Raw genomic sequence first — 12,542 nt, forward strand, 5'->3', positions numbered from 1 at the left:
TATGCTGAACGCTGAATTTTTCAGCAGAGTCTGCCGATGCCGGTTGTAAAGCTGTGGGGCAAGTTATTGTTGTGGCTGGTGTTTATCACACCAGCTTTTGTGTTTGCTGCAGCACAACCGCTTGGAGTTGAAAACAACAAGCTGCCGGTGCGCATCGCCGCCGAAGACAATTGGCCGCCGTTTTCGGACGAAAAAGGCAAAGGCTTGTCGGCCCAGCTGGTCAGTGCCGCCTTCGCCCGCAGCGGTTATAAAATTGAAACCGTCGTGGTGCCATACGCCCGCGCCTTGTATTACACCGCCAAAGGTAAAACCGACGCTTGCTGGAATGTGACGCGCCAGGCCAACACCGAACGCGATTATCTGCTGCATCAACAGCCGCTGTTTCAGGCACCTTCTTCGTTTTATTACCACAAACTGGCGAAAAACTACCGCTCTGTGACTGAGATCCCAGATGGTACTGTGGTCGGTGTGATCCTCGGTTATGAATATGGCGATTTATTTGAGCAGCATAAAAAGCGTTTTCAGTTGGTCGAGGTGTCGACGCATCCGCAGCTGATTTCTTTGCTGCAGCATGACAAAGTGGAATTGGCGATCTTCTTTGATGACGTGCTGGATTATTATCTGGCGCAGCAAGCGTTTCGCCAGGTCAGGCTGCAAAAAGGCCAGCTCAATCATGTCAGCGATATTTACGTCGCTTTCAGCCGCGCCACACCCAGAAGTGCAGAGCTGGCCAACGCGCTGGATGCTGGCCTGACTGACTTGCAGCGCAGCGGTGATTATCTGCGTATGCTCAAGCAATTCAAACAAAACCAAAGTAGCGGCGCCGCAAATACGCCGAGCCGCATCGACTAACGCCGCAGCAGCTCTCTGATGCGCTGTAAATCCGGTTGGCGATGCAGCGGTAACAAAGTCAGATCCACTTGCTCAAGTAATTGCTTTGCTTCGCCGTGGCGTTGCATCTTCCATAAGGCTTCGGCGCGGTATAGCAAACTTTCGGTTTGAGCGATGGGGTCTTCCGCCTGACGATAATTATCATAAGCCGCGACAAAATTGCGTTCCGCGTCCTGCCATAAGGCTTTAAATGTGCTGACTCTGGCCAGATTAAAATGCGCTTCGGCACGCAAGGCCGGATGACCGATTTTTTCCGCCCAGCCCAGTGCCTGCTGGCGGTGCTGCAGCGCTTTGTCTTGTTGCTGTAGATAGCCGGCGTAGTGACCGAGATTGTTCTGCAGTTCATAGTGCAGCCGGGCGTCCTGGCTGGTCTGGAAGCGTTTCTCCAGCAGGCTCAATTGGTTATAACTGTGCTGATAGTTGCCACCGGCATACAGTTGCACGTTATAAAGCCGGATATAACTCATTGGATCGGCGGTGCTTTGCTGCCAGTCGCTCATCAGCGCCACAGCCTTATCCAGATAGAACTTGCTCTGCGGCTTTTGATCTTGCGCGTACAGCAACTTAGCGTGGTAGATGTAGATCCGCGCTAAAAACGCCGTGGGCGCGGTGTCGTCTTCAACGAAGTCCGAGGTCAGTGCAAATAATGGTGCAGCCGATTGCTGGCTAAACATCGCATCTAGTTTCAGCAACTGCACTTCGTACCAGAGCCGGCTTTGTGGCTGAATTTGTGGCAGTGCTGCATCACTGGCTGCCACACAACGCGGATACGATTGCAGGCAAATTTGCTGCAATTGGCTGAGGTCAATGGCCGGACGCGCCTGCAACGGCTGAATAGCGCAGGTCAGGATCACCAGACTGATCAATTGCCAAAATTGTTTCAAGGCGCTGTTTGTCCCGTTGCTGCAGTGCTGGCCTCAGTATATCTGGCAGAGTTGTGGCTGTCCTGTATTGGCTTGCCGGAAACCTCATCTGGATCAAAGTTTCAGCGACTGGACTGAGCAGTGTCGTTCAGTTGCGATAAAGCTATTAACTTGTTTACTGGCTGTTATCATTCGCCCTGCAATCTTGCAGCCGCTAAACCCGGAGCCCGTTCCATGAAGCTGAAACTGTTATCCACCGCGTTAGTCACCATTGTGGCGCTGTCTGCCTGCAAATCCACCCCGGAAGAAGATATGTCCCTGCCGGTTGGTTTTGAGCAACAGGCGCAGCTGATGCCACTAAAACGTCCGGTGCTCACTTTGACCGATGAAGCCTGGCATCAGGCGATTGGCCCGTTTCAGCTGACTAACATGGATTTATCCGGCAAAAGCACCGAAAAAGTCAGTACCAGCACTGGCTGGCAAACCACCGCTCGCGGTGGTTTGTTGTTTCAGCTGATGTTTCATGATGAGGTGAATTTATCCGGCGATGTGGTCAACAAATTTAATACCCGCGCCGAGCAAAGCTTCAGTTTTGACTTACAGGCGCAGGGGGCTGCTTCGGTACATGCAGAGTGTCAGATCCTGGTGTTTGGTCAGGGCGAAGAGACGCTCGACAACGGTGTCAACAGTTACAACTGGCAGACGTCGGAACAACAGTTAAGTTACCTCGGCTGCAAGCTGACGCAAGATGGCCAGGTGTCGACCTTGGTAGTGGAAGACAAAGCCGGCACGGCGCCGGTATATAAACTGAATCAGGGCAGCATTGCCCTAACGGTTTCGCCGGTGCAGGAAGCACCGGAACTGGCGAAATACAATTCGTTTTTTCAGGGCGGCGAATACGGTTATCTGGTTGGCGACGGTCAAAACACCAAAGCGGCGTTACAGCTAAGCCTGGATCAGTCGCGGTTATGGGTTAGTAAAGACTTACCGGCGGCCACACAGCAATGGTATGTTGCGGCATTATTCAGCCTGCAGATGTACGATTGGCAAAACCGGCAGTGGCCGGTCAACAGCCCCACGCATTAAGCTTTCACCAGCGTTCCCCAGTGCCAGAGCTGGCGCAGATACCGCGCCAGCACATAACCACATACCGCCATGGCCACGGTAAATTCAAGTTGCGCCAGCCCGAGTTGCCACTGTGCCAGCTGCTGTAGCATCGGGTCGGCCTGCTGGGCCAGATATCCTGACAGTTTCAACAGTGCGGTGGCGCTAATCACCAGCGGGAAAGTACAGGCGGCAAACGCCGGGTTAAAGCTGCCGCTTAACAGCTTTGGCAGTTGCCACCAGACGCGTAACGTCAGCGTCAACGCGACCGCACTTAACAACAGTAATGCTGCGGTTGGAGTAGCAGTCAGCGGCAGACAAAGCAGGCCACTTAACGTCAGGCTGCCTGGTGCGGCCAGAATAGCCAGCAGCGGCCGCTGCGGTGCCGGTAGCGGACTGCCGCGGCGTAAGCGGTACAACATCAGCGGTAACATCACGACATAAGCCAGCAAGCCGGCGCCTGCCAACGTCTGTAACAGCCACAGCGGCGCGCTGGCTGGTGCACTCAGCACTGCCACAACAAAACCAATCGGCGGGATAAACCAGGCCGGCACTAAATCCGTCAGCGCAAAATGCGCCAGACGGTGGCGGACAAATCCTGCCAGCAAACTCAGATGGCCGCTAAGCGCCAGCCACCATAGCGCTGTGGCAGGGGCTGCGGCGATCTGCTGCAGCGCGGCGCTTTGCACGAGAGTTGCCATACAAATCACCGGTAACAGGCTGCCGGCCACCGGGTGTGCCAGCTCTTGCTGCAGTAAGCGCGGCGCGCTCAGAAACTTCAGCACGACTGCCAATAACAATGGCAGCGCCAGCAGCGCGGCAGCCAGTTGTACTTTGCCTTGTTGCTGAAACAACTGGTCGGCACACCAACCGAGGCTGGCCAGACCCAATGCCAGACCCGCAGCTGCAGTCGGCACCGTGGATAGGCGAGCAGTCAGTCGTGCGGCCAGATGTGGAAATACGAGCTTGCTCATGGGTTCACCTCTTTCATTGCGAACGGTCAGAGCTAGCTTAGAGCCGCTTTATCATTTAGCATATCTGTATATATTGAACGCAGCGTATAGAAAAACTATATGAATATCAGTTTTCGTCAGCTCAAAGCTTTTGTCGCAGTGGCGCGGCTCGGTAATCTAGGCGCCGCCGCCGACCAGCTGTGCCTGACGCGTGGCGCCATTTCCCAAGCGCTGAAAGAGCTGGAACTGCAGCTCGGTACGCCGTTATTTGACCGCGCCCATCCGCATCTGCTGCTGAACAGTGAAGGCGCGTTGTTGCTGCCGCTGGCGGATGAAATGCTGACGCGGCTGGATGATATCGGCGCGCTGTTTCAGCAGAGTGGCGAAACAGGCGGCAGCGGCAAAGCCGTGCTGCGCATCGGTGCCAGTCAGACCATCGGCAATTATCTGCTCCCGCGGTTGCTGGCGCAGCTTGGGCCCGAGTGGCGGCTCAGCGTGTTTATCGCCAACAGCCAGCAACTGGCGGAGCGACTCTTGGCCTTTGAGCTGGATTTGGCGCTGATTGAAGGTGAAGTGACGCATCCGCAGCTGCACAGCGAAGCCTGGCAGCAGGACCAGATGTTATTGGTGACAAGCCCGGCGCATCCGCTGGCGCAACGTGTGGCAGCCAGCAGCGAAGTGTTGAGCGTGGCTGATTTAGCCGGCCAATATTGGGTATTGCGGGAAGCGCAGTCGGGTAGCCGCGAGCAGTTTGATAAATACCTGCGGCCGCAGCTGGCCAACACTGGCACTGTGTTGGAACTGAATACGTTAGAAGCTGTGCTCAATACCGTGCAACAAGGCCTTGGCCTGACGCTGGTGTCGGAACTGGCGGTGCAGGACCGCGTCCACAGCGGCGCCTTAGTGGTATTACCCTTCGCCCAGCCGATGCCACGTCAGCTGCACTTATGCTGGCATCAGGATAAATACCTGTCTGGCGCCAGTCAGCGCTTTATCCGCTTTTGCCGGCTACGAGATTAATGACTTGGGTGATTATTACCCTTGACGGCGCAGCGGCCTTCTCTTTATAATTCGGAAAAATCCGAAGTGTTATGCCATGGTGTCATGCAATGACTATCCCTGCTGATCTGAACAAATTCCTGCACGCGCTGGCGAATGAAAACCGGCAACGGATCATGCTGTTGTTTGCCGAAACGCATGTGATGACGGTCAGTGTGGTGGCCGAGCGCACTAATCTCGGCATGTCGACGGTGTCTGAGCACCTGAAACAGTTAAAAGAAGCCGGCTTGCTGCGCAGTGAGAAGTTCGGCAAAGAAGTGGAATACCGGCCGAATGTGGACCAGATCCAGGCCACGCTCGATATGTTGGGGCAGTTCCTGAAAAAATGTTGCTGATACATTTATTTTATAATTCGTTATTTCCCGAAATAAAGGATCTTGAACCATGTTAGATGTCACTGTGATAGGTGCAGGACAGGCCGGGCTTGCTGCGGGTCATGCGCTGACTCAGGCCGGCCTGAGTTTTAAAATTCTGGAAGCCGGCGACCGCGCGGCCGGGTCCTGGCCACATTATTACGACAGCTTGACGCTGTTTTCGCCGGCCCGGTTCAGTAGTTTGCCGGAACTGCCATTTCCGGGCGATCCGGAACGCTATCCGCTGCGGGATGAGGTGATTGCCTATCTGGAAAATTATGCCCGGCACTTTGATTTTCCGCTGGTTTATCAGGCGCGGGTCCGCCAGATTGTGCGCGAAGGCGAGGGGTTTCTGCTTAGCACCGAAGCCGGCCAGACCTTTCAGGCACGTGCGGTGATTGCGGCCAGCGGGCCTTTTAATCAACCAAATATACCGGCGTTTGCTGGCTTGCAGCAGTTTGGCGGTCGCTTGTTGCATTCGTCGGCCTATTTGCGTCCGGCTGATGTCGCAGGCGCACGGGTCGCCATCGTCGGCTCTGGCAACTCCGCCGTGCAAATCGCCCATGAACTGGCCCAAACCCATCAGGTGATCCTGACGGCACGTCAGGCGCCACGTTTTATGACGCAGCGACCGTTCGGTTTGGATCTGCATGTCTGGCTGACCCGCAGTGGCCTGGATCGGTTGCCACTGGGCGACTGGTTTCGGCTGAATCCGACCACGCCGGTGCTGGACCATGGTTTGTACCGCCAGGCTTTTGCCAGTGGCGCACTGAATTTCCGGCCCTTGTTTGACTGCGTGACGCGCGATGGCCTGCAGTGGGGCGACAGCGTCGAACCTGTCGATACGCTGATCATGGCGACCGGATTTATCAATAGCCCGGCCTATCTGGCCGGGCTGGATGGGCTGGACGCGGGAGCTGCGGCAGAACAGCGCGGCGGTGTGGCCACTCAGGTGCCCGGGCTGTTTTTTGTCGGAACCGCCTGGCAACGTTCGCATGCCTCCGCCACGTTACGCGGTGTCGGGCCCGATGCAGTGCACGTGGTCAAACAGCTGCGGCATTATCTGCAGGCAAAAGCTGCCGCAGCGCCGGTGGCACGGGCCTGTTGCCGATGAGTGCCTGGCTCGACAGCTGGGCCATGCTTAATACCGTGCTGATTATGCTTGCGCTCGGACTGGCATGGCGACAAAGCGATGCACGCCAGCAAACAGGTGTGCTGCTGCGGGCGACCCTGGGTTATAACCTGCTGATCCCGGCGCTCGGGCTGTTGATTCTGGCGAGTCAAACCAGCTGGTTTCAGCACGGTACTTTGCTCGCGATGGGACTATGCATCGCCGCTGGCGGTGGTACTTCGGTCGGTGCCTTTGTGCAAAAAACCGCTGCCGCGCCGGCCTTGACGGCCACGCTGATTATCCTGTTGCAGGGGCTGAGCCTGATTGTGATCGCAGGTCTTGTCTGGTTGGATGGATTTGCGTTCGACATATTTTCGTTTGGAGCGGTGTCGCTGGCCGATTTGGCTGGTTATTTGTTACTGATCACCGTCGCGCCCTTTCTGGCCGGCATTGCAGTCACCCGGTATTGGCCGCAATTGAGCTTACGCTGGCAACCGCGGCTGGAGCGGATGGGGACTATGCTGGTGCTGATCCTAGTGGTCGCGCTGCTGCTGCGTCATGGCGCCGACGTGTTGAGCGGGCCGGCTGAACCGTTATGGGCCGCGGCGACACTGGTGTTGCTGCTGATTTTGCCGCCGCTGTTATTGGAGCGCCAGCTGGTGCTGCGCAAAACGCTGGTGCTGGTCAGCTTGGTGCGCAATCTGACGCTGATACTCGCGCTATTGGCGCTGATGCCACAGGCCAGCGCGCTGTTGCCGACCGTGTTGGCTTTTGGTTTAGCCATGTATCTGATGTGTGGTTGGTTATTGTGGTGCTGGCGGGCGCTGCGCTGAATACCGGACCCGTTTGCTATGTGCTTCAACGTTTTTCTGCTGACGCAGGTTCTTTGCCTTGCAGGTAGCTGTTTCGCCCGATGGGCGAGTTACTTTTTATCGCGATAAAAAGTAACCAAAAAGCGCTTGCCCGGTTCCGCTCGAAAGCCCGTCTGAAAAGTCGTCGTCCAAGGCAGCGCAGCAACTCGCGGTGCGCTAGCGTCGCACCGCTCAAACACTCTGCGCTTTAAAACCTTGGCCAACGATTTTCAGACGGCTCGCTCCAACGGGCCGCCTGATTCAATAGCGAGATTTGCTTTTGATTCACTTGCGTTAAACACATAAACAACTAAAAAGGCCAAGTACCCGTTGTAGCGAGCCGATGACAATCAGCGGTTTGAGGTTTTAATCGTGCGACGACCGGCTGGGAGTGTTTGAGTGCGGCGACGGTAGTCGTGTGACGCCCCCCCGTGAATTACGGCGAGAGCGCGGGATTTGGCAACGGCATTATTGGGAGCATTTAATTCGTGATGCCAATGATTACAGGCACCACTTTGAATATGTTCACCGCAACCCGTTGAAACACGGTTGGGTAAATCGGGTGCAGGATTGGCCCTATTCCACCTTTCACCGCTATGTAGCTGCCGGCATCTATAGTGCCGATTGGTGCGGGGACAGCAATAGTCAGATTAACGGCGACAGTTAGTTGGTTGATATTGACGAAATCAGTACAGCGGCAGTAAACGTACGGCGGCGCTGCGCTTGCGCGTACCTACTTGCTATTCGGAATAGAATGTAGGGCACCACGTGGCGGTCGCTACGCTAAAACCTGTTACTGACGTTGAGTTCAATCTCCCAGCTGTCGACGCCGGGGGCTGAGGTCATTGGCGTTGACAGGTCGATGTGCACTACGTGGTTGTTGCTGGATTTGGATGAATAAATCCGCATACCAACGCCCACACTGCCAAGCCAGCGGTCGGTCAGGTTTTGCCGTAATAAGTCGCTGTTACTGAGGTAGATTTGCTCCGTTGGCGGCAGCGGTGCCATCGGCGTGAGCATGTCGACCCCCAGTGGCAGCGCAAAGCGCGCGGCGATAGCGGCCGGATTTAATTGTTGTGGATCAGCCACGCTGCCGCCGTTGACGCGGCCGAGGTCAGCAAATGCGACAAACCCCAAATCCAGCATCTTGTACAGGTTAATGCGCGGGTACCAGCGCAGTTCACTGCTCAGTACTGTTTTGCTGATGCCGTGTTGGTATTGCAGCGGATAACCGCGCAGACCACTGTCACCGCCCAGTTCCAGCGGCAGATCGGCAAAGCTGCGGTTGCGCCGGGTCAGTTCGGCCCGGTTGTACCAGGTAAAATCGGCATTGAGCTGATAAAAATCTTCGGCTTTAAACCGCCATTCGCGTAAGTCGCCGCCTTGCAGGCCATCGATCAGGTCTAAGCCGGCATCGAGCAGGATTAAGTGCCGGCGGTCGCCAAAGCCTTTGCTGCTGTGGCCGATCAGCCGGTAACCCAGCGAGGTGTCGGCCTGTAGTTTGCTGCTTTGCACACCGACTTTCAGGCTATGGTGCCAGCCCAGATTGACGTCTTCGGCGCGGTCGATAAACAAAATATCGCTGAGCACGCGGTAATCATGTTGTTTGTATTCAACGCCAACCCAGGGATAAGCCCAGCTGCGGTCTTGCGGCAGTGCCAACGTCGGTTGCAGCAACGCAGGCGCAAAGCGCCATTCTTCACTGAGTACGCCGGCTAACAGCCGGGTCGAGGCGCGGTCTTGATACGACCAGAGCTGTCCGGCACTGAGGTCGATGCGGCGGTGGTCGGTTTCAAAAATATTCTCCAGTGCGCCGTTATGAAATACCTGGGTTTGTTGCAGGTCACTGAGCCACTCGGTGCGGTACATCCAGCGGCTGTCGTCCTGATAAAATGGTTTTTCCAGCAACAGCTGCTGCACGTGGCCATCGTCGTTATTGGTCCATTCGGCGGTCAGATAACTATGGGCAAACAGGTCATTGCCAACGGAACCGGTGACTAATGACAGCGGCATTTCCAGCTTAAATTCGTAGCCGCTGCGCTGAGCGTCGCTTTGGTATTTCACTGAGGTGCGTACGCCAAAACCGAGGAAATTATCTTCTTTAAAACCAACCGCGTATTTGTTCTGGCCACCGCTGCGGCCAAGGCCAAACGACGGCAGCAGGCTCCAGTTATCTGAGGTCTCGACTTCCACATCGTAACTTTGGTCGACATTGCAGGTTGGGCTTAACCGGACTTTGGCGTCGTGCAGATAGGATTTATCGCGCAGTAGCCGTTCCGCTTCGGCTAAATCGCTGAGCTGGATGTCCTGGCCGCTGGCAAAGGGTAATTCGCGCGCCACAGTGTCGGGGCGGGTCGTGACATGGGCCCAGTTGGCAAAATGATGCAACCAGATAGCGTCGGCATCTTCGATAAAAATCGGTTCAGTGCGGATATGGACTTGGCCGACCCGGATACTGCGGTCATCCTGCGTTGTTTTGGTCGCCGCTGCGTCTTTGTTCCGGCCGGGCTTTTTCCCCAGCCAGTCACAGAACAATTCACTGGAGACCGGTTCCACCTGTTGCACCGTTTCACCGGCGCTAACGCCGCCTGAGACGAACACCAGAGGCGCCACAGCACTGCACAGCGCACAGTGCAACATCGACAAACGCAGGGACTGCATATTACCTCCTGCTGCAGGCAGCAAACAGATTCAGTTCGGGCCGGAACTCTTTACTGCTGCGGGCAAACAGCGCCGGCAGACTGTGGAACAGATGGTCATGACTAAGTGCTTGTTGCTGCTGATGTTTCAGACATTCATAACTCAAATTCTGGCCTTGGGCAAAACTTTGTGACATCCACCAAATCAGCGGCACGCCGGTTTGCGCTTTCGGTGCCATCCAATACGGCAGACCATGTAAATAGACGCCGTTTTCTCCCAGCGATTCGCCATGGTCAGATACATACAACATAGCGCTGTCCGGCAAGGTTTGCAGCTGTTGCACCACGTTGGCCAGCAGTTCGTCGGTGGCGAGCAGACTGTTGTCGTAGGCATTGATGATCTGCTGCGCCGGGCAATGATTCAGTTCTTTATCTGTGCATTCCGGGGCAAATACTTTTTGTTGTGCGGTGCTGCGGCGCGCGTATTCCGGGCCATGGCTGCCCAGCTGGTGCAACACAATAATCCGGTCTTTGCCCGCAGGCTGCGCCAGTTCACGCTGCAGCGCCTGTAGCAAGACCGCATCGGTACAGCCGTCATTGGCCTGACATTCCGGCAATTCGAATAACATCTGATGCTGCAGCCGGTCGCACACACCTTTGCAGCCGGAATTATTGTCATACCAGCTGACGTCCACACCACTGCTTTGCAGGATATCCAGCACATTGCTGCTGTTTTTGGCCGTGGTTTCGTCATAGTGCTCACGACCCATACCGGAGAACATGCACGGTACAGAGTGTGCCGTGGCGGTGCCACACGAACTGACCTGACTGAAACTAATCACCGGCAGCTGGCTTAAGCGCGGGTTGGTCGGGCGGCTGTAGCCGTTTAACTGAAAATGGTCGGCGCGGGCGGTTTCACCGAGCACCAGCACTAGCGTTCTTGGTGCTGCAGCAGGAGCCAGATTGCGTACATCAGTGCCAAGCACATGAAAAGTCGGCGGGAAATGCGCGGCGATTTGTTGTTTGGTCACGGAAATACTGGCCGACAATGGGCTGATCGGCAGTGCGAAAAATTTCACATCGCGGTAATTGCGAAAAAAACTGGCGAGTTCTGCATATTGGGTGGCGGCGACTGCACCAATCCCGCTACACACTAACACCAGCGTTAACAGCCACTGGCTGGCACTGCGCCGCCAGGACTGGGTTTTGAAGACAATTTTCAGATTGAGCCAGCCGAGTAACAGCAACCAGCCGGCCGTGGTGAAAATTAAGTCTGGATTCAGTAAACCACTGGCTTCGGCCAGATCCGTTTCCAACACGTTTTGCAGCATTTCGCGGTCAATCACAGTGCCAAAATGGCTGATGAAATAATGGCTGATTGCGGCGATAAGGAAAAAACTGCAAAGCAGAGCGCGTTGCAGCCGTGGCAGACCGGGCAGGCTCAACAGCACGTATATCAAGCTGTTCAGCAGCAACAACACCAATAACAATACAGCCTGCAGGCCATATTGGCCGGGGATCTTCTGCTGCACCTGGCTTAAAAACGGCGTTTGAAATAACAGCGTCGTCAGTACGGCCAGCAATAAGGCATAAACCATCGGCGACAATACAAAACGCCGGCTTGGGTTCAGCAAAAAACCGTGGGTGCGTTGTAGCCAATGCAAGGTGAGTTCGGTCATTACAGCGTGCCTCGTTGTGTCCGTGTCGTAGTATTCAGGAAATTGAGTCGGTGGACTGTGCTCTGCAGGGCGCAGCGTAGTGTCGGCCAATAAGCGCATAAACAGGCCATGCTCCAGCACCAGGCGGCGCTGGCAATGTCATGCGAGATAAAATGCGCACCGCGCAGTTGTTGCACCAGACCAAGACTGATGCCAAGCAGCAGGCTAAAGATCAATGCTGGCCGCGCAAGTAGCGGATACAGTTGTAAACAGAAGAAGTACAGACCCAGCCAGGCGTAACCGATACTGGCGTGACCGGCCGGGAAACAGGCGTTTGGTGCCCGGTTGGCAGGCCAGCTGCTAAACAGACCGATGAAAGTCTGGTCGCCGCCAAAAGGCTGTAAATCCCAGGGGCAATCCATCGGTAAACTGTGTTTGAGGATGGCGACACCGGCCAGGCTCAGCGCCAGGCTCATTAACAGCCGGCCATGTGCCTGCTGACGCGCCGCTGTCCAGCGGCTTGCTGGCATCAGCACAGAGGGAGCGCGTTGCTGTTGGTATTTTTGCCGAAAGATTTGCCCGATGAAATGCAGAAATAGCGCGGCGATGACCCATTGATTGAGGCTACGCACACCGCGGTGTAGCACTTCTTCGGTCAGCCAATAATGTTGTAGTGCCCAATCGTGCCCCTGCAGCTGATACCAGAAACTTGCCAGCGCAAAATCGGCATTCAGGCCATAACAGAGGCCAAACAGCAGACTCAGCACCAGCAGCGGGCGCAGCAGCAATTGTCGGGCAGATGGCAAAACAGCGGTCAGAGACACTCAAAACCCCAAAAGGCGGGATGACAATGATCGCAGCCTAACGGGGCAGTCTTAAAGTAAACTTAAGTGAACAAATTATCGGTCAGTCGGCGGTCCGACGCTTCGGCGGGCAGGTAGCGGTCGGTGGCGCTTTGCTTACCGACCCTACGAATATAACTGGCATTGGTGGCGACGTTTCGGTGGGCAGGTGGCGGTCGGTGGCGCTTTGCTTACCGACCCTACGAACTTATCTGGTA

11 protein-coding genes and 1 pseudogene are annotated in these 12,542 nt (G+C 55.7%); 7 read left to right on the forward strand and 5 right to left on the reverse strand.

Translation table 11 applies throughout. The features are described from left to right. Positions 1-36: 36 nt before the first annotated feature. Positions 37-852: a substrate-binding periplasmic protein gene (locus ACQ66Q_RS16210; protein WP_430457737.1), complete on the forward strand. Its 816-nt coding sequence runs from the start codon at positions 37-39 to the stop codon at positions 850-852. Here ACQ66Q_RS16210 and ACQ66Q_RS16215 read toward each other — a convergent pair. After that, positions 849-1,775, reverse strand: coding sequence for a hypothetical protein (locus tag ACQ66Q_RS16215; protein WP_430457738.1), 927 nt, complete (start codon positions 1,773-1,775; stop codon positions 849-851). The two genes, ACQ66Q_RS16210 and ACQ66Q_RS16215, sit on opposite strands and share 4 nt — an antisense overlap. A gap of 213 nt (positions 1,776-1,988) precedes the next feature. On the opposite strand from ACQ66Q_RS16215, the gene ACQ66Q_RS16220 reads away from it, so the two are divergent. Beyond that, the gene (locus ACQ66Q_RS16220) at positions 1,989-2,840 is read left to right on the forward strand and encodes a hypothetical protein (protein ID WP_430457739.1); all 852 of its coding nucleotides are present in this window, start codon (positions 1,989-1,991) and stop codon (positions 2,838-2,840) included. Here ACQ66Q_RS16220 and ACQ66Q_RS16225 read toward each other — a convergent pair. Beyond that, entirely contained in the window at positions 2,837-3,832 is a 996-nt protein-coding gene (locus ACQ66Q_RS16225; RefSeq protein ID WP_430457740.1) for a TDT family transporter, read from the reverse strand. The genes ACQ66Q_RS16220 and ACQ66Q_RS16225 overlap by 4 nt on opposite strands. Positions 3,833-3,931: 99 nt before the next feature. On the opposite strand from ACQ66Q_RS16225, the gene ACQ66Q_RS16230 reads away from it, so the two are divergent. From ACQ66Q_RS16230 to ACQ66Q_RS16250, 5 genes and pseudogenes are all read left to right on the forward strand, one after another. Further along, positions 3,932-4,831, forward strand: coding sequence for a LysR family transcriptional regulator (locus tag ACQ66Q_RS16230; protein WP_430457741.1), 900 nt, complete (start codon positions 3,932-3,934; stop codon positions 4,829-4,831). A gap of 89 nt (positions 4,832-4,920) precedes the next feature. Then, positions 4,921-5,205: an ArsR/SmtB family transcription factor gene (locus ACQ66Q_RS16235; RefSeq protein ID WP_430457742.1), complete on the forward strand. Its 285-nt coding sequence runs from the start codon at positions 4,921-4,923 to the stop codon at positions 5,203-5,205. A gap of 49 nt (positions 5,206-5,254) precedes the next feature. Beyond that, on the forward strand, positions 5,255-6,337 hold the full coding sequence (locus ACQ66Q_RS16240; RefSeq protein WP_430457743.1) for a flavin-containing monooxygenase: 1,083 nt from the start codon (positions 5,255-5,257) through the stop codon (positions 6,335-6,337). Continuing rightward, positions 6,334-7,167, forward strand: a complete 834-nt coding sequence (locus tag ACQ66Q_RS16245) for a hypothetical protein (protein ID WP_430457744.1) — start codon at positions 6,334-6,336, stop codon at positions 7,165-7,167. Before ACQ66Q_RS16240 ends, ACQ66Q_RS16245 begins: the two co-directional genes overlap by 4 nt. A gap of 439 nt (positions 7,168-7,606) precedes the next feature. Then, a pseudogene (locus ACQ66Q_RS16250) lies at positions 7,607-7,852 on the forward strand (transposase); the annotation flags it as partial. Positions 7,853-7,968: 116 nt separating this feature from the next. Here ACQ66Q_RS16250 and ACQ66Q_RS16255 read toward each other — a convergent pair. The 3 genes from ACQ66Q_RS16255 to ACQ66Q_RS16265 are packed head-to-tail and all read right to left on the reverse strand — an operon-like array spanning position 7,969 to position 12,306. Further along, a complete protein-coding gene (locus ACQ66Q_RS16255; protein ID WP_430457745.1) occupies positions 7,969-9,846 on the reverse strand; it encodes a hypothetical protein in 1,878 nt (625 codons plus the stop codon). Position 9,847: 1 nt separating this feature from the next. Next, positions 9,848-11,503: a phosphoethanolamine transferase gene (locus tag ACQ66Q_RS16260; protein ID WP_430457746.1), complete on the reverse strand. Its 1,656-nt coding sequence runs from the start codon at positions 11,501-11,503 to the stop codon at positions 9,848-9,850. Beyond that, a complete protein-coding gene (locus ACQ66Q_RS16265; RefSeq protein WP_430457747.1) occupies positions 11,503-12,306 on the reverse strand; it encodes a phosphatase PAP2 family protein in 804 nt (267 codons plus the stop codon). The genes ACQ66Q_RS16260 and ACQ66Q_RS16265 overlap by 1 nt, the downstream gene beginning before the upstream one ends. Positions 12,307-12,542: the final 236 nt, after the last annotated feature.

This window comes from Rheinheimera sp. (assembly GCF_965283995.1).
In the GTDB taxonomy this organism is placed as follows: Bacteria; Pseudomonadota; Gammaproteobacteria; order Enterobacterales; family Alteromonadaceae; genus Pararheinheimera.